Below are 17,247 nucleotides of genomic sequence, written 5' to 3'. Positions count from 1 at the left end.
GATGAGCCTCCTGAGGAACAGAGCGGCTGCTCGCGCGGACCGCGGACCGGCACCCAGGGCCCCGTCAGGGCTCCTTCGAGGAATCGCTTTCCACAGGCCTGAGCCGGCCGCGCCAGCGGCCGGTCGCACGTTCGCGATCCTCCATGAACTCCTTGAACCGGTACAGGTCCCCTTCGACACGGCTGTCGGCCATGCCGATGGCTGCTCCGGCCTTGTCGGCCAGGCTCTGAGGTTCGATCTCCATGGCGAGATTCACCCGAGTGTGGCTGTCGTCGGAGCTTTCGAAGGTGACGACGCCCCTGTGCCTCACATCGCCGGCAACGGTGCGCCACGCGACGCGCTCGTCGGGCAGCTGGTCGACGATTTCCGTGTCGAACTCCCGGGTCACTCCGGCGATCACGGTCCGCCAGTGGCAGTGCCGGTCGTCGAGCTGACGGACCTCCTCGACACCGTCCATGAAGCGGGGAAACTCCTCGAACTGCGTCCACTGGTCGTAGACCTCGCGCAGCGGGGCGTCCACCTCGATCGTGGCGTGCACCATCGTGTTCACCTCCTGACCGGCAAATGCACCGATCACAGCGCGAGTGCCCGCGGTCGGCACGCCTAACCGGGCTGACATCCGTCCCGGTCCCAAGAGTGACTGCAGCGGGGAAGGTCCGGCACGAGGCGTGTCCGGGCCTGCCCGGGGTACTCGCGGAAAATGACCAGGACGACCAGAACCACCACGACTTCCGGGGCGGCTACGGCCGCGATCGCGGCGACAAGGTTGTTCAGACCGCCCGGGGTGTACGCCCCGCAGGGTGACACGTCCCTGCTCCTGGAGAGCCTCGCCCGCGAACGGCTGGAGCCGGGCATCCGCACGCTCGACCTGTGCACCGGCACTGGGGTCCTCGCCATCGCGGCGGCCCGCAGAGGGGCAGAGGTGACCGCGGCCGACATCTCCGGCGTGGCCGTCGCCGCGGCCCGCCTCAACGCCGTGTTTCACCGCTGCCGGGTCCGGGTCCTGCGCGGCGACCTCACAGAACCCGTGTTCGGCAGGCTTTTCGACCTGATCACCGTCAACCCGCCCTATGTGCCCACTGCAGCGCCGGAGGCACCCGCAGGCGGGTCGCGCCGCGCCTGGGACGCCGGGCCCGACGGGCGACTCCTGCTCGATCGGATCTGCCGGTCCGTTCCCGTCCTGCTGACGCCCCGCGGCGTGCTCCTGCTCGTGCAGTCCTCGCTCAGCGGAGTGGCCGCCAGCCTGGCCGCTCTGAGTCGGGCGGGCCTGTGTGCCCGGGTCACCGCCCGCCGCATACAGCCGTTCGGACCGGTCATGACGGCGCGGGTCCCGTGGTTCGAGCGGCAGGGCCTTGTGGCACCCGGAACCACCAACGAGGAGCTGGTGGTGATCCGGGCGGTCCGCAGCCCCGCCCGCATGCCCTCGGCGATATGGGGCACTCGTGACCGCGAAGCGGCATGACCGAACCGCATCGACCGCTTCCATCGGCGGGCTCGGTGGGAGGAGGACACGATGACTGCGCGTGCGGCACGAGCGTCCCGGGGTGCTGCCCTGTTCGATGTCGACGGGACCCTGGTGGACACCAACTACCTCCACACCCTCACCTGGTGGCAGGCACTGCGCCGACACGGTCATGACGTACCGATGTCCCGCATCCACCGCGCGATCGGCATGGGCGCCGATCGCCTTCTCGACGCGGTCCTCGGAGAGCGGCGCCAACACGCTGAGGACAGTGCGATTGCAGACTCCCACGCGGCCCTTTATGCCGCCTGGTACGGCAATCTCCGCCCCTTCGAGGGCTCGACGGAGCTGCTGCGCGCGGTGGCGGCGCGCGGATGGCGGGTCGTGCTCGCCAGCTCGGCCTCCGAGGAGGAGGTCGCCGCCGTCCGCGGGCTGCTCGACGCCGACGAGGTGATCGAGGCGGTCACCTCGAGCGGAGACGTGGACGCCACCAAACCAGCACCCGACCTCGTGGAGACGGCCCTGGAAGCGGTGGGCGCCGAGTCCGAGAACGCCGTCTTCGTCGGCGACACCGTCTGGGACGTAGAGGCCGCCAGGCGGGCAGGACTGCCGTGCATCGGCCTGCTGACAGGAGGCACGACGCGCGCCGAGCTGGAGGACGCGGGCGCGGTGCTCGTCTGCGAGGACGCCATGACCCTGCTGCGGAGGATCGACACCAGCCCGCTGTCGCGGCCCCGGCAGTGACAGCCGGGGCCCTGCGCCTCATCCAGCGGTGTCCTCCAGTACGTCGGCGGCCGTCCGGAGGTCGGCGACGAGACCTTCGTACATCTCCTTCCGGTCCCGTGACCGGAGCACCGCGGAGGGGTGCACGGTCGGGAGCACCTGGACGCCGTCCGCCAAGCCGTCCGCCTTGCCGCCGTCCTGCCCGCCGACGAGGTCAGGCAGCGGTTGCGGCACGCCCCGGTCAGTCCCGACCCTGAAGGACGAGCCGAGCAGCGCGCGGCCCGCGGTGGCGCCGAGCGTGACGATCACCGCGGGGGAAACCAGCCGGAGCTCGGCGAGCAACCAGGGGCGACAGGCGAGCGTCTCGCGCAGGCTCGGCGCCTTGTGGATCCGGCGCTTTCGGGTCTCCGCCTGGGTGAACTTGAAGTGCTTGACCGCGTTCGTGAGGTACACGTCCTCCTCGTCGACCCCGGCATCGCGCAGCGCCCGCGACAGCAGCCGGCCCGCTGGGCCCACGAAAGCCTTGCCCTCCTGGTCCTCGCGGTCGCCGGGCTGCTCGCCCACCAGCATCAGCCGCGCGTGTGCGGGGCCCCGGCCGAAGACGGTGCCGCTCGCGTGCCGGTGCAGCGGGCAGCCGCGGCAGTCGGCGGCGGCCCGGCGGTGCGCGGATAGGCCGCCGCGCCGCGGCAGAAAGGGCGTCGCGTCGTACCTCTCGTCGTCGTACGAATCCAGGGCGGTGGCCTTGGTGCGGCTGGCGGTCACGGTCGCACGCCCCCCATCAGGGATCCGGACGCAGCTCCAGCGCTGGCACCGATGACGATCCGGAGACCGTCCCGCGGTCGTGTCGGGACGCGGTTGAGCGGGATGCGCAGGTCCTGCTCGGGAACGGTGAAGTCGAGCCGGGCAAGCACCGGGGTCAATTCGGCGAGCACCGCGACGGTGATGTCCTCGCCCGGGCAGCGGTGCCCCTCGCGCGGACCACCGCCCTGCGGGATCAGCGCGTCGGTGTGCGGTGAGGTGGTCAGGAACCGGTCCGGGACGAAGCGATACGGGTCATCCCACAGAGCGGGGTCGTGATTCCGCCCGTACACATCGAGCAGCAGCAGTGTGCCGTGCGGCAGCCGCTCCCCGTCCAGCACGAGCCCGTCAGGCGCGAGGGCGCCGATGAACGGGACGAACGGATAGAAGCGGCGCACCTCGTGCGCGAAGGACCGGGCGAGGCCGACCGGCTCCTCCTCAGCGAGCCGCCGCCGCAGACGGGGTCGCAGGCTCATCGCGTGGGCGGCGAAGGTCAGGAACCACGTGATCGCCACCGTGGGCCGCGCGATGTTCAGCAGTTCCACGGCTGCGGTCGCCGGGTCCAGCGGCGATCCGTCGGCGTCGCGGTGGGCCACCACCGCCTCGAAGGGTGTACGCGGCGGCCCGGCCGGCGGCGCGGCCCGGGCTCGTACGACCTCGGCGGCCAGCAGCTCCTCCTGCCTCTTCCGAGCCCGCCGGGCCCGCAGATGGCGCGGTCCCGGTGTGGCGAAGCCGTCGACCATCGCCACGCAGTCCCGGCCCAGTCGTACGGTGCCGCCGGCGTCGTACCCGGGCAGCCCCGCCCAGTCGCGCACGGCGCGGGCGAGGACGAGCCCGCCCTCGTCGAAGAGCGTGACTTCCTCGCCCTCCCGCTCGGCGAGCCGCTCGCGCAGCCCCTCGGCCGCTCCGCGGGCCAGCGCGCCGACCGCCTCGGGACCGGTGAGCCATGACAGGAACATCGCCTTGCGGGCCTGGTGTTCCGGGCCGTCGAGCGTGTGTACCGCGCCCCGGCCGAACAGTGTGTCGAGGACTGGTCCTGGCAGCGCGCCGGAGCGGAGAGCGTGGTGTTCGTCGTAGAAGAACGCGACCGCCTCGGGGCCGCGCAGCACCCGCGTCGGACGCCCGAACAGCCGGGTCGCCACCGGGTGCTCGCCCGGCTGGTCCCGTCGAAGCGCCGGCAGCCATCCGTACCCTTTCAGAAGCAGGGCGAGCGTGCGGTCGACGCCGGAACGCCGCGCCGCCGCCCCGTCGGGGTTCGAGTGGTCAGGGCAGGACAGGCGCATGGTCTGACTCCCTTCGCCGTGGGGCGCGTCAGATGTGGAGCACTCAAGACGGCCCAGCCGCTCAGCGGGCCGCGGTGGCGGCTCGCCGTACGGCGGTCTCCTGCCGCCTGCGGCTACCCCGTTCCGCCTCGCGCACGCGCACGCGGGGCATACCGCCAGCGCAGCGGGGCATTCGCCGACACGTGACTCGCGCGAGCCCGCGAGGGGAGGTACACCGTGAATGCTGTGAAGCAACCCGCCAAGGACCTGGATGCCGCGCCCCGGAGGTCCGCCACGCGGATCACGCCCGTGGTGGACGGACCTCTGCTGGTCGAGGGTCCGGTGGAGATTGTGCTGGCCGACGGAACCGTCAGGCGCAGCGACCGGCCTGTCGTCGCGTTGTGCATGTGCCGACGCAGTCTCAGAGGACCGTTCTGCGACGCCAGCCACCGCCGCCGCATGCGGCCCGGCCGGAGCAGGCTGGAGCGGCCGGGCTGAGCGCAGGCAGCCGCGCGCCGTGGGCCCCTTCCTGCGAAGGGCGCGTGCATCCGGGTCCAAGGCGGAGACGTGAGGAGACCGTGCCATGACCACCACAGTCTTGCGGGAGACCGGGGGAACCACCGCCCCGGGCGGCAGGCCTGAGCTGCCTCCTCCTCGCGGTGAGCTGTCCGAGGCCCTCGTCTCCCGCCTGCGTGCCGGGACCGGGCCATTGCCCGGCCGCCGTGCCGTCAAGGCCGCCGATCCGTATGGGGAAGACCTCCAGCTGGCCTTGCACCTCGGCTACGAACTCCACTATCAGGGCTTCGCGGACGTCCCCGACGAGGCCGAGTGGGATCACGGTCCGCTCAGGCTGCGGTCCCTCCTGGAACGGCGCTTCGAGGAGGCGCTGCGTGCGGCGTGCGCTCGGCCGGACGACCCCGACGAGGTGTTCGGACGGCTGCTGACCGAACCGTCCGACGGCGATGGAGACGGCGTCTCCCACTACCTGATCCGCCGTGGCACCTTGCGCCACGTGCGGGAACACGCCGTCTTGCGCTCCGTGCACCAGCTCCGCGAGGCCGACCCGCACCTCTGGGTGGTGCCGCGACTCCAGGGCCGTGCCAAGGCCGGCATGATCACGATCCAGTACGACGAATACGGCTGCGGTCGGGCCGAGCACATGCACGCCCGTCTGTACGCCGACCTCATGCGCGCCCTCGGTCTCGATCCGGCATACGGTCACTACCTCCCGTTCGTGGGCGCGCCGGCCCTCGCCAACGCCAACCTGATGTCGCTGCTCGGCCTCCACCGAGCCCTCAGGGGCGCCCTCGTCGGACACTTCGCCGCTCTGGAGATCGCCTCGTCGCCCGCCGCGTCCCGGATGGTCGCCGCGATGCGCAGGACCGGCGCCGCCGAAGCCGCTGTGCGCTTCTACGACGAACACGTGGAAGCCGACGCCGTCCACGAACAGCTCGTCCGACGCGAAGTGGTCGGCGGGCTGCTCGCCGACGAACCAGCCCTCGCCCTCGACGTGGCATTCGGCGCAGAGGCCACGAGATTCCTCGAAAACGCGTTCGCCACACACGTCACCAGCGCCTGGGAGAAGGGCACCACGACGCTGCGCGCCGCGCTCAACGACCCACCGCAGCCACAGGCGCCGGCAGAGACCGTGACACAGACCCGGGAGGAGGACTCGTAGTCCTGCAGCCCGCGCCGCCAGACGGCCGCCGCCCGCCGCTCCTCGGGAGCGGCATCCTTGTCCAGGTCCTCCTCGAGTCGTCGGCGAATCCCGACTCGTCGTCGTGCCAGCGCACGTGCTCGGTTCCGGCGAACAGCCACACGAACCCTCCCAGGTGGCCGGTGCCGCCCCCGTCGCTGACACGGCCGCCTCAGCCTACTCGGCCGCGGCGGTCACGGCGACGACCGCCCGCACCTGCACGATGACGTCGAGCCGGTTCCGTACGACTCGGGGTCGGTGACCGTACCCGCCACGGGGTCGGTCTGATCCGGGCCGAACTGGAGGACCGGCATGTACACATGGCCGCCGGACAGCCGCGTCAGGCCGGGGCAGCCGCGCAGCAGGGTGCCCCGGTGGGCGATCTCGTTGGAGCGTCAGCCCCCCGCCACCGCCCGCCCCCGCTCCGGATTTCGCGCGGCAGGGCTGAAGTCTCGCGCGGCGCCCCGGGCCGAGCCTTTCGGGCTCGGCTTAATTTATGACGTGAGTCAAACAGCAAGGGAAGGACGTGTCAAGGCCTCGCACCAGGTGTATCTTGCGAAAAAGACGCAAGTGAACGGGGGTTACGGTGCGAGCAACGAGTGGCCGTACAGTGCGCGACCTGCGGCGGGAGAACCGCACGGCGGTGCTGCGGCGACTGTACTTCGACGGTCCGATGAGCCGTTTCGCGCTCGGACCGGCCACCGGTCTGAGCTCCGGCTCGGTGAGCAACGTGGTCGCCGAACTGGCCGCCGAGGGGCTGGTCGAGGAGGCCGGCAGCGTCGACTCGGCGGGCGGGCGGCCCCGCACGCTGCTGCGGATCAGGCCCGGCAGCGGCTGCATGATCGGCGTGGACGTCGGCGAGACCCGGATCAGGATCGAGCTGTTCGACCTCACCCTCACCGAACTCGCCCGCACCGAACGCCCGTTGGCCGTCGACGCCGCCGAGCCGCACGCGCGCTACGAGGTCGGGGTGGTCGTCGGCCACATCCGCGACGGCATCGCCGAGGTGCTGCGCACCGCGGACATGGACCCGGAGCGGCTGCTCGGCGTCGGGGTCGGCGTCCCCGGCATCGTCACGCACGACGAGCCCGAGGGCGCCGTGGTGCACGGCCAGACCATCGACTGGGACGCCGTCCCGCTGGAGCGACTGCTGCGCGAGACCGGCGCGCTGCCCGCCACCGTCCCGTACCGGATCGACAACGGGGCCCGCACCATGGGTCAGGCCGAGCTCTGGTTCGGCGCCGGGCGCGGCGCGCGCAGCGCGGTCTTCGCGCTCCTCGGCTCGGGCGTCGGCGCCTGCGTGGCCACCGACCCGATGGGTCCCGGCCGCGCCCTGGAGTGGGGCCATCTGACGGTACGGGTACGGGGGCGCCGCTGCCGCTGCGGCGCGCTCGGCTGCCTGGAGGCGTACGCGGGCGCGGAGGCCCTCGTCGCCCGCTGGCGCGAGGCGGGCGGCAACCCGCCGGCCGGCGCCGGCGAGGAGACCGCCCTCGCCGCCCTCCTCACCGCCGCCGACCAGGCCGCCGACCCCACCGCGCTCGCGGTCCTGGAGGAGACCGCCGAATACCTCGGCGCGGGCTTCTCCGACCTCATCAACCTCTTCCAGCCCGAACGCATCCTGGTCGGCGGGTGGGCCGGACTCCAGCTCGGCGGCTCCTTCCTCGACCGGGTCCGCGTCCACGCCCGCGCCCACGCCCTGCGCCACCCCGCCGCCCGCGTCACCATCGGCCTGGGCACCCTGGGTCCGGAGGCCGTCACCATCGGCGCCGCGATCCTCCCCCTCGCCGACTTCTTCGCCCGCGGCGGCCGCCGCGCCGACCCGGAGACGCCGGAGGCGGAGCAGCCCGGGACGCAGCCGGCCTGGCGTACGACCCTGCGCGAGCGAACGGTGCACTGAGGCCGCCCCGGCAGCGGCCGCCCCGCCGCGAGTGAGACCCCCGAACGGATCTCGTCCCCGCGTACGGCTGACGCGGAGCGCCCGGGTCCGACAGCATGGGCCGCGCGTACGGATCAAGGCGCATGCGAATCAAGGCGCATGCAGATCAAGGCGCATGCGGATCAGCGGATCAATCGGAGAGGTGCGAGATGAGCGGTGTGGCGCGCAGGACGGTCGTCGCGGCGGCGGGTGGAGCGGGTCTGACGGCGGCCCTCGCCGCCTGCGGCGGGAGCGACGGCGGCGACAAGAACGGCTCGGGCGGCACGGAGACGCACGAGGAGAACGCGCCGCTCGCGAAGACCGGCGACATCCCGGTGGGCGGCGGGAAGGTGCTCGCCGACAAGGGTGTGGTCATCACCCAGCCCAAGCAGGGCGAGTTCAAGGCCTACTCCTCCCGCTGCACCCACCAGGGCTGCGCCGTGGGCAGCGTGGCGGACGGCGTCATCGTCTGCCCCTGCCATCAGAGCCGCTTCGACGTCAACGACGGCAGCGTGAAGCAGGGCCCGGCGACGAAGCCCCTGGAGCCGATGCCGATCGAGGTGGCCGGGGAGGCGATCAGGCTCGGCTGACCCCCGGGGCCGCGCGCCGGGGCGCCTTCCAGCAGCCGAGCACGTCGTCGGTGGTGGCGATGGTGGCGACCAGGGCGAGGGTGTTGCGGATCATCGCAGGGGTGTAGTCGGCCGGCACGCCCGCGATGGCATCGGCCGGCACGACCACCGTGTAGCCGAGGTTCACGGCGTCGAACACGGCGTTGGGAACGGCGACGTTGGCGGAGACGCCGGTGACCACCAGGGTGCGGCAGCCGAGGTTGCGCAGCAGCGGGTCGACGTCGGTGCCCGCGATCGGCGACAGACCGTGCAGCCGCCGCACCACCAGGTCCTGCTCGGCCACCTCGATCGGCGCGGCGATCCGTACGGCGGTGCTGCCGGTGTGCTGCTGTACGGGGAGCCGGGCCGCGGCCCGGAACAGGCGCGCGTTGTGGTTGGCGCCGCGCCCGTCGGGGCGCCGCTCGGCGACGGCGTGCAGGACCTGCACGTCGGCCTCGTGGGCGGCGGCGACCAGCCGGGCGACGTTGTGCAGGGCGCCCGACGAGCGGGCCACGGCGGCGAGTTCGGGCAGGGCGCTGTCGCTGCCGACGACACCCTGCTGGCACTCGACGGTGAGCAGCACGGCCCCGTCCGGTGCGAGCTGTTCCCTGAGCAGTTCCCTGCGCCGATTCCCCTGACCCATGACATCCTCCTCCTTGCCCTCCGGCCGCCCGAGGCCCCATGATTTCTGACACTCCATCAGAAATCCAGAAGGGTGCGCACGATGAGCGTCGCACAGCGCCGCGGACGCCGGATCATGATGACCCCGGCCGAGCTCGACACCTTCCTCACGGAACAGCGCACCTGCCGGGTCGCGACCGTGTCGGCCGGCGGCCGCCCGCATGTGAGCGCGCTGTGGTTCGCCTGGGACGGCACCTCCCTCTGGCTCTACTCGCTGACCCGCAGCCGCCGTTGGGCCGAGCTGCGGGCCCGGCCGCAGGTCGCGGTCGTGGTCGACGACGGGGTGGAGTACGGGGAGCTGCGCGGCGTGGAGCTCTCGGGCACCGTGGAGTTCGTCGGCGAGGCCCCGCGCACCGGCGAGCCCTGCGCAGAACTCGACGCCCCCGAGCGCCTCTTCGCCGCGAAGAACTTCGGTCTGGACACGATGCCGCACGACGGCCGCCACGCCTGGATGCGGCTCACCCCGGACACCGTCGCCTCCTGGGACTTCCGCAAGATCTGAGGCCCGCACCGGAGGGATGTGCGGCGGCTCAGCCCTCGTGCGCCGCACCCGCCTCCCGCAGCGCCTCCACGACGGCGCGGATGGACGGGCGGCGCCCCGCGTCGGTGCGCCAGGTCGCGTAGATATGGCGGCGCACCGGCTGGCGTACCGGCACGAAGGACACCCCGTCCATGGTCGCCGGGCGGCCGAGCCGGGGCGCGACGCACACGCCGAGTCCGGCCGCGACCAGGGCGAGCTGGGTGTGGTGGTCGCCGGCGACATGCGCGATGCGCGGCTCGATGCCCTTGCCGCGCAGTGTGAACATCAGCCAGTCGTGGCAGAACTCGCCGGCCGGCCAGGAGACCCACTCCTCGTCCGCGAAGTCGTCCAGCTCGACGGAGGCGCGCCCGGCCAGGGGGTGGTCGGCGGGCAGGGCGACATCGGCGGAGTCGTCGAGCAGATGGGCCCGTTCGAGCCCGGCGGGGACGGGCGCCCGCTTGTTGTTCCAGTCGAGGACGACGGCGAGGTCGCTGTCCCCGCGCAGCACGTCACGGGTCCCGAAGTCCGGCTCCAACTCGGCCGTATGCACGCGCAGTTCGGGGTGGGCGGAGCGCAGCGCGCGGATGGCGGCCGGGAACAGGCCGCGCATCGCGGTGGGGAAGGCGGCGATGCGCACCTCGCCGACCACCTGGCCGCGCTGCGCCTCGATGTCCGCCTGCGCGAGCTGCACCTGCGAGAGGATCCGGGAGGCGTGCTCGGCGAGCAGCAGCCCGGCGTCGGTGAGCCGGATCCCGCGCCCGCTCCGGGCGAGCAGCTGCTGTCCGATCTCGCGCTCCAGTTTGGCCAGCTGCTGCGAGACGGCGGAGGTCGTGACGTGCAGCCCTTCGGCGGCGCCGCTCACCGAGCCGTGCCGCGCGACGGCGTCCAGGGTCCGCAGGCGCTCCAGGTTCAACATGTAAGCGATTCTAAGAGGTCGCCTCAAAGAATTCTCGCTTGTACTACGAGGTCGGCTCGGTCACCCTGAGTTCCATGAGCAGCTCCGCCGCCCCTTCCGCACCCCGCCGCCCGCGCACCGTCGACTGGCGCGTCCGCTTCGGCGTCCTGGCCCTGATCTGGGGCTTCAGCTTCCTCTTCATCAAGGTCGGCACGGAGGGCTTCGCGCCGTTCCAGGTGACCTTCGGGCGGCTGCTGTTCGGTACGGCGGTGCTGGCCGTCGCCATGGTCGTGAAGCGCGACCGGCTGCCGCGCGGGGCGCGCACGTGGGGTCATCTGACGGTGGCGGCGTTCCTGCTCAACGCGCTGCCGTTCTCGCTGTTCGCGTACGCGGAGCTGACCATCCCGTCGACGCTCGCGGGCATCTGCAACGCGACGACCCCGCTGTGGGGCATGCTCCTGTCGCTGGTGGCGCTCTCCGAGGACCGGCCCACCCGGGTGCGCGCGGCGGGCCTGGGTATCGGCTTCGTCGGGGTGCTCACGGTGCTCGGCGCCTGGCAGGGCTTCTCGGGCCTGGACGTGACGGGCACGGCGCTCGCGCTGCTCGCCTCCTTCAGCTACGCGGTCGGCTGGATCTACGTCCGCCGCACCCTGACCGGCACCGGCGCCTCGAACCTCTCCCTCGCGGGCTCCCAGGTCGGCCTGGCCACGCTCCAGCTGGCCCTGGTCACCCCGCTGTTCACCACCTGGCCGGAGTCGGTCGAGGTCCTGCCGCTGCTCTCGGTGATCGCCCTGGGCGCGCTCGGCACGGGCTGCGCGATGCTGCTGCAGTACGGGGTCGTGGCCGAGGTCGGCCCGACGACGGCGTCCATGGTCACGTACTTCATCCCGGTCATCGCGACCGCCGCCGGTGTCGCCCTGCTCGGCGAGCAGCTGTCGTGGAACACGCCGGTCGGCGCGGTCGTCGTCCTCGCGGGCGCCGCCCTCACCCAGACCCGTGGCCCGCGCCGCACCGTCCCGACGCCGCCCGTCGCCGCCGCCCCGGACAGGACCCCTCGCTCCGAGGCCGCCGGCACCCGCTCGTAGCACCGGCCCGCGCCCTCAGCCGTAGCTGCGCGCCGGCGCCGGCCCCGCCGCGTACGCCACCGCGTCCGCGAGCGGTTCGATGTCCGCCCGGGCGAGGCCGGAGACGGTGAGCCGGACCGCCGGGCCTGCCTCCATGCGGAAGCGGGCGCCGGGGGCGACCGCCCAGCCCGCGCCGAGGAGCCGGGCGACGGCGCCGGTCTCGTCGGCGACCGGGACCCAGACGTTCATGCCGCTGCGTCCGTGCGCCTCGACACCGCGTCGGGCGAGTGCCTGTACCAGGCCGTCGCGCCGTGCCCCGTACGAGGCCGCCACCGCGGCCGGATCGACCGCGTCCGTGGTCCACAGGTGCACCACGGCCCGCTGGAGCAGCCGGCTGACCCAGCCGGGGCCGAGCCGTTGGCGCCCGAGCACCCGGTCCACCGTCTCCGCGTCGCCGGTGAAGGCGGCGATCCGCAGGTCGGGACCCCAGGCCTTGGCGACCGAGCGGACGAACACCCACTTCCCCTCCCCCGTGGCCAGCGGGTGCGGCGGCTGGGCGACGATGCCGTGCCCGTGGTCGTCCTCGACGAGCAGCACGTCGGGGTGCGCGGCGAGGACCGAGCGCAGCGCGGCGGCCCGCTCGGCGGTCACGCAGGCGCCGGTGGGGTTCTGGGCGCGGTCGGTGACGATCACGGCACGCGCGCCCGCGCGCAGGGCGCGGGCCACGGCATCGGCCTGCGGCCCCTCGTCGTCGACGGCGACCGGCACCGGCCGCAGGCCGAGGGCGGGCACCAGGTCGAGGAGGCTGCCCCAGCCCGGGTCCTCCACCGCCACGGCGTCGCCCGGCCGCAGATGCGCGGCGAGCACCCGCTCGACGGCGTCGAGCGAGCCGGACGCGACACCGACCGGTCCGGCCGGCACGCCGCCCTCGTCGAAGGCCGCGCGGGCGAGCCGCGCGAACCCCTCGTCGATCGGCGCCTCCCCGTACAGCGGGGGCCGCTCGGCGTACTCGCGCGCGACGGCGGCGAGCGCCTCGCCGAGCGGCGGGAGCAGCGCGGGGTCCGGGCTGCCGTTGCTCACGTCCCGTACGCCCTCGGGGGCCTCGACCCGGATCGAGCCGCGCGCGGTGGTCGCGGGCGCGGCGCGCACCCGGCTGCCGCGCCGCCCGTCGGTCTCGATCACCCCGCGCTCGCGCAGGGTGCGGTAGGCGGCGGCCACGGTGTTCGGATTCACCCCGAGAGCGGCCGCCAACTCCCGCATCGGCGGGAGGAGTTGTCCGGGCTGGAGCTGCCCCATGCCGACCCCGCGCTCGACGCCGGCGGCGATCTCCGATGCGCGACGACCTTCGATCCGATACTCTCCTAGCACAAAACATATTATGCACTAGTGCAATGGAGTCCGCAATGACCGAGCCCGAGACCGAGACGGAAGCGACCGCCGCCGCCGGGGAGTACGCCCCCACCGAGCGCACCGTGCCCACCCGCTCCCGGGAGCGCGCCTCGTACGACCGCGAACTGGTGCACTCGCTCCTCGACGAGACCTACCTCTGCCACCTCGGCTTCGTCCGCGACGGCGCGCCGGTCGTGCTCCCCACCCTCTACGGGCGGATCGGCGAGCGGCTGTACGTGCACGGGTCCACCGGCTCCCGGCCGCTGCGCTCGGCCGGCCGGGGCGAGGACGCGCCGGGCCTGCCGGTCTGTCTGACCGTGACCCATGTGGACGGCCTGGTGCTCGCCAAGTCGGCCTTCCACCACTCGATCAACTACCGCTCGGTCGTGGTGCACGGCGTCGCCCACCAGGTCACCGACCCCGAGGAGCTGCGGACCGCGCTCGACGCGCTCGTCGACCACGTGGTGCCCGGCCGTGCCGCCGACTCCCGGCCCGGCAACGCCAGGGAGCTCGCGGCCACCGCCGTGCTCCGCATCGAACTCGCCGAGGTCTCGGCGAAGGTGCGCACCGGCGGCCCCAACGACGAGCCCGAGGACGCGGCGCTCCCCCACTGGGCCGGCGTGGTCCCGGTGCAGCGCGGCTACGGCACCCCGGTCCCGGCCGCCGACCAGCCCGCCGGGCTGCCGCTGCCCGCCTACCTCGCCGCCCTCTAGGAGGAACGTCATGCTCATCCACCCCTGGGACGCCGCGCTCGACGAGGGCGAGTGGCGGGACTGGCTGGCCCGCCACGACTTCGGCCAGCTCGCGGTGAACGGCGCGCCCGGCGAACCGCCGTGGGTGCAGCCGCTGCACTTCCGTTACGAGCCGGAGCCCGGCCCGTACGGCCAGGCGCTCACCCATCTCGCCCGGCCCAACCCGCTCTGGCGCGACCTGGAGCGCTCGTCCACCGTGCTGCTCAGCGTGGTCGACGACTACGTCTACGTCCCCGGCCACTGGACCGCCCCGGAGGGCGAGCCGTCCGCACACGGCACCCCGACCTCCTTCTACGCGGCCGTCCAGCTCCGCTGCACGGCCCATGTCGTGGACGACCCGGCGGAGAAGGCGGCCCTGCTCAACCGCCAGGTCGCCCACTTCCAGCCGGAGGGCGGCACGGCCGCGGCGGCCCCGGGCGAGGCGCCGTTCGGCCGGATGCTCCCGGGCATCCGGATGCTGCGGCTCGAAGTGACCGACGTACGCGCCAAGTTCAAGTACGGCGGCAACAAGCCGGCCGAGATCCGCGACCGCGTCACCGACCGCCTGACCGCCCGCCGGGGCCCGGGCGACGCGGCGGCCCTCGGCCACAAGGCCCGCCGCACGCCCGGGACCGGCGGCTAGCCGGCGGTCGCCGGCGCCGTCGCCGACCTGGTCTCGGCGAGCGCCAGACCGGTCACGGCGAGCAGCAGGAGCAGCGTCCCGGCGACCGTCGCGGCGGTGAGCTGCTCGCCGAGCAGGGTGACCGCGATGACCGCCGCGCTGACCGGCTCCAGGAGCATGATCACGGAGACGGTCGCGGCGCGGACCACGGCCGCCCCGGCGAAGTAGAGCGCATACGCGAGGGCCGTCGGCACGGCGGCCACGTACAGCAGCAGGGCGAGCATCCGCAGCGGCGCGTCGGTGTGCGGCAGCAGGCCCTCCGCCCAGGCCATGGGCAGCAGACCCACCATGCCGACGGCGAAGGCCCAGGTGGTGGTGGACAGTGCGTCACCGCTGCCGCCGGTACGGCCGAGCCAGCGGGTGAGCAGGGTGATCGCCGCGTATCCGGCGGCGGACAGGACGGCGAGGACGACGCCGAGCGGGCGGACCTCCGCGCCGCCGCCGCCGAGGACGAGGACCCCGAGTCCGGCGAGCGCGCCGCCGACCGCGGCGGCGCCGCCGGCCCCGATCCGCTCGCCCATCAGCAGACGTGCGCCGACGGCGATCAGCACGGGCCCGGCACCGAGGGTGACGACGGTGCCGACGGCGAGGCCCGTGGCCTGCACGGCGGCGAAGTAGGCGCTCTGGAAGACGGTCAGGCCGATCCCGGTGCCGAGGATCCGGAGGAGCCGGCGGCGGCGCGGTTCGGGAGCGGCCGGGGCCTTCGGCCCGCGCCGCAGCGCGAGCGCGCCGAGCAGCAGGACGAGCCCGCCGACGCAGCGCCAGAAGGAGAGGGCGAGGGGACCCATGTCGCTGGCCCGGAAGACCAGCGAGGCGGCGGCCCCGGCGGTGCCCCAGGCGATTCCGGCGACGACCAGATAGGTGAGGCTCCGCCCCGTGGACAGGGCGGGGCCGAAGGAATTCGACACGTGCGTTCTCCGTGTGAAGACAGGAAGGGAAGGTGGTCGCTGGGCTCCGCGGGCGGGCAGCGACGAGGGCCTGTCCGGCGGATCAGGGTCGGATAGGCCGCGTCGTCTGGTGCTTGGGGTCTCCCCAGGCCCGCCAGGGCCGAGGGGAAGCATCGCAAGGCGCTGGAGCGTCTCGACAGCGGAGCTATCGGGGCGCTTCGGCAACGCAGCGAGGTGCCGTGCCAGGCGTCGCGGACCCGACCATGATCCGCCGGACACGCCCTGACCGCCCGGGGGCTTGATCAGCCGGCCCGGGCCCGGTCTTCGTCAGCGGAAGGTGCCGCCCGCGCTAGGCGGCGGGAGGCGGAAGAACGGTCGAATGCATGCTCGGCACCCTACGCGGAGTTCCGCCCGGCCGTCGCGGCCTCCTCCGTGACGGGCGCGGCGGACCCGGCCACCGGCTCGGCCGCCACGGCCCTGGGCGTCGACGACTGCGCGATGAACGCGCCGACGAGGACCACCGCGCCGCCGATGATCTGCGGGGCGGCCAGGTGCTCGCCGAGCAGCACCCAGGCGAGGACGGTCGCGATGACCGCCTCCAGGCAGGCCACCACGCCCGCGACCTGCGGAGAGAGCCTCCGCACCGAGATGACGCCGGTGACGTACGCGAGGACGGTGGCGATCAGCACGACGTAGCCGATCAGCAGCCCGGCCGGGACCTCGGTGCCGTTCATGTCGGCGGTGCCGCCGAGGACGGACCAGTCCATGCCCCACGGGCGGGCGACGACGGTGAGCACGAGCGCGCCGCCGAGGAGTCCGTACGCGATCACGCCGAGCGGGTCGGCGGGCTCGGCCTCGTCGCTGCCCTGGTCGGAGAGGACGAAGTAGCCGACCTGGCAGCAGGCGGCGGCGAGCGCGAGAAGCAGTCCGAGCAGGTCGAATCTCAGCCCGGACCAGACCTGTACGACACAGGCGAGACCGCCGACGGCGAGGACCACGCCGAGCGCGGCGCGCCGGGTGACCGGCCGGCGCTGGACGAAGCGGACCCAGCCGAGGACGAGCGCGGGGGCGAGGTACTCGATGAGCAGGGCGACGCCGACCGGGATCCGGGAGATCGCGGCGAAGTAGCAGGCCTGGACGCCGGCGACGGCGAGCAGGCCGAAACCGGCGAGCAGGGCGGGCTTGCGGCGCACCAGGTCCCGGTGGCGCCAGGCCACGGGCAGCATGACGAGGGCGGCGCCGGCCACCCGGAGCCACACCACGTGGAGCGGGTCGAGTCCCGCCTCGATGAGCGGCTTGGCCGCCACTCCCGAACCACCGAATGCGAAGGCCGAGGCCAGGGCGAGTCCCAGGCCGGCGCTTCTCCCCTGAGACGCGTGCATCGGGCCATCATGACAGGACCCGGTCAGGTGCGTAACCCCCGTTACACCTGTTGAGACGGGTGCTCGATCCGGGCGGCCAGCGCGCCCGGTTCGAGCCCGGCGCGGCGCAGCACCTCGGCGGCCCGGTTGTCCGGATCGGCGGCAAGGGCGGCGAGCAGATCGAGGCCGCGCACCCGGTGGTCACCGCGGTGCTCGCCCCGGTGGGCGGCGCGTTCGAAAGCGGCGGCGAGGGCGGCGGCCGCCGCGGGCGACCAGCCGGCGGCGCCGGTGTCGGCCCCGCGCAGGACGGGGAGGGCGACGCCGGTGTCCTCGACGGAGCGCTGCCAGCGCAGCCCGTAACCGATGGAGCGCTGGACGAGATAGCCGAGGACGCGGGCGAACCGCTCGCCGCCGCCGAGCACGGCGGCGGCCTCGGGGTCGGCCTCGACCAGGGAGTGCAGCAGGTGGGCGGTGTCGATCTGCCGGTCGCCGTCCCGCAGGGCCCGGCGCCGGGCGCTGTCGAGTGCCGTCATGAGCTCCGCGGTCAGCCGGTCGGCCAGGTCGCCCCGGCGC

19 protein-coding genes and 1 pseudogene are annotated in these 17,247 nt (G+C 73.7%); 10 read left to right on the top strand and 10 right to left on the bottom strand.

Features of this window, described 5'->3' with window-relative positions; translation table 11 throughout:
* Nucleotides 1-64 precede the first annotated feature (64 nt).
* Complete coding sequence (locus AB0M18_RS18965) at nucleotides 65-541, bottom strand: SRPBCC family protein (protein ID WP_365759347.1); 477 nt, start codon at nucleotides 539-541, stop codon at nucleotides 65-67.
* A gap of 243 nt (nucleotides 542-784) precedes the next feature.
* Here AB0M18_RS18965 and AB0M18_RS18960 point away from each other — a divergent pair, with 243 nt between their 5' ends.
* Nucleotides 785-1,462, top strand: coding sequence for a HemK2/MTQ2 family protein methyltransferase (locus AB0M18_RS18960; RefSeq protein WP_365759345.1), 678 nt, complete (start codon nucleotides 785-787; stop codon nucleotides 1,460-1,462).
* A gap of 51 nt (nucleotides 1,463-1,513) precedes the next feature.
* The gene (locus tag AB0M18_RS18955; protein ID WP_365759343.1) at nucleotides 1,514-2,206 is read left to right on the top strand and encodes an HAD family hydrolase; all 693 of its coding nucleotides are present in this window, start codon (nucleotides 1,514-1,516) and stop codon (nucleotides 2,204-2,206) included.
* Nucleotides 2,207-2,224: 18 nt separating this feature from the next.
* Here the strand turns inward: AB0M18_RS18955 and AB0M18_RS18950 are convergent, their stop codons facing one another.
* Nucleotides 2,225-2,947: a UdgX family uracil-DNA binding protein gene (locus AB0M18_RS18950; RefSeq protein WP_365759337.1), complete on the bottom strand. Its 723-nt coding sequence runs from the start codon at nucleotides 2,945-2,947 to the stop codon at nucleotides 2,225-2,227.
* Nucleotides 2,944-4,266 carry a cytochrome P450 gene (locus tag AB0M18_RS18945; protein WP_365759335.1) on the bottom strand — a complete coding sequence of 441 codons (1,323 nt, stop codon included), beginning with the start codon at nucleotides 4,264-4,266 and terminating at the stop codon, nucleotides 2,944-2,946. Before AB0M18_RS18945 ends, AB0M18_RS18950 begins: the two co-directional genes overlap by 4 nt.
* 216 nt (nucleotides 4,267-4,482) lie before the next feature.
* On the opposite strand from AB0M18_RS18945, the gene AB0M18_RS18940 reads away from it, so the two are divergent.
* Together AB0M18_RS18940 and AB0M18_RS18935 are read left to right on the top strand one after the other, a co-directional pair.
* Nucleotides 4,483-4,743 carry a CDGSH iron-sulfur domain-containing protein gene (locus tag AB0M18_RS18940; RefSeq protein WP_365759333.1) on the top strand — a complete coding sequence of 87 codons (261 nt, stop codon included), beginning with the start codon at nucleotides 4,483-4,485 and terminating at the stop codon, nucleotides 4,741-4,743.
* An 85-nt stretch (nucleotides 4,744-4,828) separates the two neighbouring features.
* On the top strand, nucleotides 4,829-5,923 hold the full coding sequence (locus tag AB0M18_RS18935) for an iron-containing redox enzyme family protein (RefSeq protein ID WP_365759331.1): 1,095 nt from the start codon (nucleotides 4,829-4,831) through the stop codon (nucleotides 5,921-5,923).
* A 195-nt stretch (nucleotides 5,924-6,118) separates the two neighbouring features.
* On the opposite strand, the pseudogene AB0M18_RS18930 reads toward AB0M18_RS18935, so the two are convergent.
* A pseudogene (locus AB0M18_RS18930) lies at nucleotides 6,119-6,333 on the bottom strand (pyroglutamyl peptidase); the annotation flags it as partial.
* Between the two features lie 194 nt (nucleotides 6,334-6,527).
* On the opposite strand from AB0M18_RS18930, the gene AB0M18_RS18925 reads away from it, so the two are divergent.
* Together AB0M18_RS18925 and AB0M18_RS18920 are read left to right on the top strand one after the other, a co-directional pair.
* The gene (locus AB0M18_RS18925; RefSeq protein ID WP_365759329.1) at nucleotides 6,528-7,838 is read left to right on the top strand and encodes an ROK family protein; all 1,311 of its coding nucleotides are present in this window, start codon (nucleotides 6,528-6,530) and stop codon (nucleotides 7,836-7,838) included.
* 188 nt (nucleotides 7,839-8,026) lie between these two features.
* Nucleotides 8,027-8,446 (top strand): Rieske (2Fe-2S) protein, encoded by a 420-nt coding sequence (locus tag AB0M18_RS18920; RefSeq protein WP_365759327.1) that lies wholly within the window; start codon nucleotides 8,027-8,029, stop codon nucleotides 8,444-8,446.
* Here AB0M18_RS18920 and AB0M18_RS18915 read toward each other — a convergent pair.
* Nucleotides 8,433-9,107, bottom strand: a complete 675-nt coding sequence (locus AB0M18_RS18915) for a cysteine hydrolase (RefSeq protein ID WP_365759325.1) — start codon at nucleotides 9,105-9,107, stop codon at nucleotides 8,433-8,435. The genes AB0M18_RS18920 and AB0M18_RS18915 overlap by 14 nt on opposite strands.
* An 81-nt stretch (nucleotides 9,108-9,188) precedes the next feature.
* Between AB0M18_RS18915 and AB0M18_RS18910 the strand changes: the two genes are divergently transcribed.
* On the top strand, nucleotides 9,189-9,647 hold the full coding sequence (locus AB0M18_RS18910; RefSeq protein ID WP_365759323.1) for a pyridoxamine 5'-phosphate oxidase family protein: 459 nt from the start codon (nucleotides 9,189-9,191) through the stop codon (nucleotides 9,645-9,647).
* Nucleotides 9,648-9,675: 28 nt separating this feature from the next.
* Here the strand turns inward: AB0M18_RS18910 and AB0M18_RS18905 are convergent, their stop codons facing one another.
* Complete coding sequence (locus AB0M18_RS18905; protein ID WP_365759321.1) at nucleotides 9,676-10,581, bottom strand: LysR family transcriptional regulator; 906 nt, start codon at nucleotides 10,579-10,581, stop codon at nucleotides 9,676-9,678.
* A gap of 74 nt (nucleotides 10,582-10,655) precedes the next feature.
* Between AB0M18_RS18905 and AB0M18_RS18900 the strand changes: the two genes are divergently transcribed.
* Complete coding sequence (locus AB0M18_RS18900; protein WP_365759319.1) at nucleotides 10,656-11,645, top strand: DMT family transporter; 990 nt, start codon at nucleotides 10,656-10,658, stop codon at nucleotides 11,643-11,645.
* Nucleotides 11,646-11,660: 15 nt separating this feature from the next.
* On the opposite strand, the gene AB0M18_RS18895 is transcribed toward AB0M18_RS18900, so the two are convergent.
* Nucleotides 11,661-12,992, bottom strand: a complete 1,332-nt coding sequence (locus AB0M18_RS18895) for an aminotransferase class I/II-fold pyridoxal phosphate-dependent enzyme (RefSeq protein ID WP_365759318.1) — start codon at nucleotides 12,990-12,992, stop codon at nucleotides 11,661-11,663.
* A 35-nt stretch (nucleotides 12,993-13,027) separates the two neighbouring features.
* Here AB0M18_RS18895 and AB0M18_RS18890 point away from each other — a divergent pair, with 35 nt between their 5' ends.
* Complete coding sequence (locus tag AB0M18_RS18890; protein ID WP_365759316.1) at nucleotides 13,028-13,726, top strand: pyridoxamine 5'-phosphate oxidase family protein; 699 nt, start codon at nucleotides 13,028-13,030, stop codon at nucleotides 13,724-13,726.
* Between the two features lie 10 nt (nucleotides 13,727-13,736).
* Nucleotides 13,737-14,387, top strand: a complete 651-nt coding sequence (locus AB0M18_RS18885; RefSeq protein ID WP_365759314.1) for an FMN-binding negative transcriptional regulator — start codon at nucleotides 13,737-13,739, stop codon at nucleotides 14,385-14,387.
* Here AB0M18_RS18885 and AB0M18_RS18880 read toward each other — a convergent pair.
* From AB0M18_RS18880 to AB0M18_RS18870, 3 genes are all read right to left on the bottom strand, one after another.
* Nucleotides 14,384-15,334 (bottom strand): DMT family transporter, encoded by a 951-nt coding sequence (locus AB0M18_RS18880; RefSeq protein WP_365759312.1) that lies wholly within the window; start codon nucleotides 15,332-15,334, stop codon nucleotides 14,384-14,386. The genes AB0M18_RS18885 and AB0M18_RS18880 overlap by 4 nt on opposite strands.
* A gap of 374 nt (nucleotides 15,335-15,708) precedes the next feature.
* Nucleotides 15,709-16,695 carry an EamA family transporter gene (locus AB0M18_RS18875; protein WP_365759310.1) on the bottom strand — a complete coding sequence of 329 codons (987 nt, stop codon included), beginning with the start codon at nucleotides 16,693-16,695 and terminating at the stop codon, nucleotides 15,709-15,711.
* Between the two features lie 41 nt (nucleotides 16,696-16,736).
* Nucleotides 16,737-17,234, bottom strand: coding sequence for a Clp protease N-terminal domain-containing protein (locus AB0M18_RS18870; RefSeq protein ID WP_365759733.1), 498 nt, complete (start codon nucleotides 17,232-17,234; stop codon nucleotides 16,737-16,739).
* Nucleotides 17,235-17,247: the final 13 nt, after the last annotated feature.

The sequence above is a fragment of the Streptomyces sp. NPDC051909 genome, assembly GCF_040681095.1.
Taxonomy (GTDB): domain Bacteria; phylum Actinomycetota; class Actinomycetes; order Streptomycetales; family Streptomycetaceae; genus Streptomyces.
Note: the sequence above shows the minus strand (reverse complement) of the source record. Positions and strands in the feature narration are given on the sequence as shown.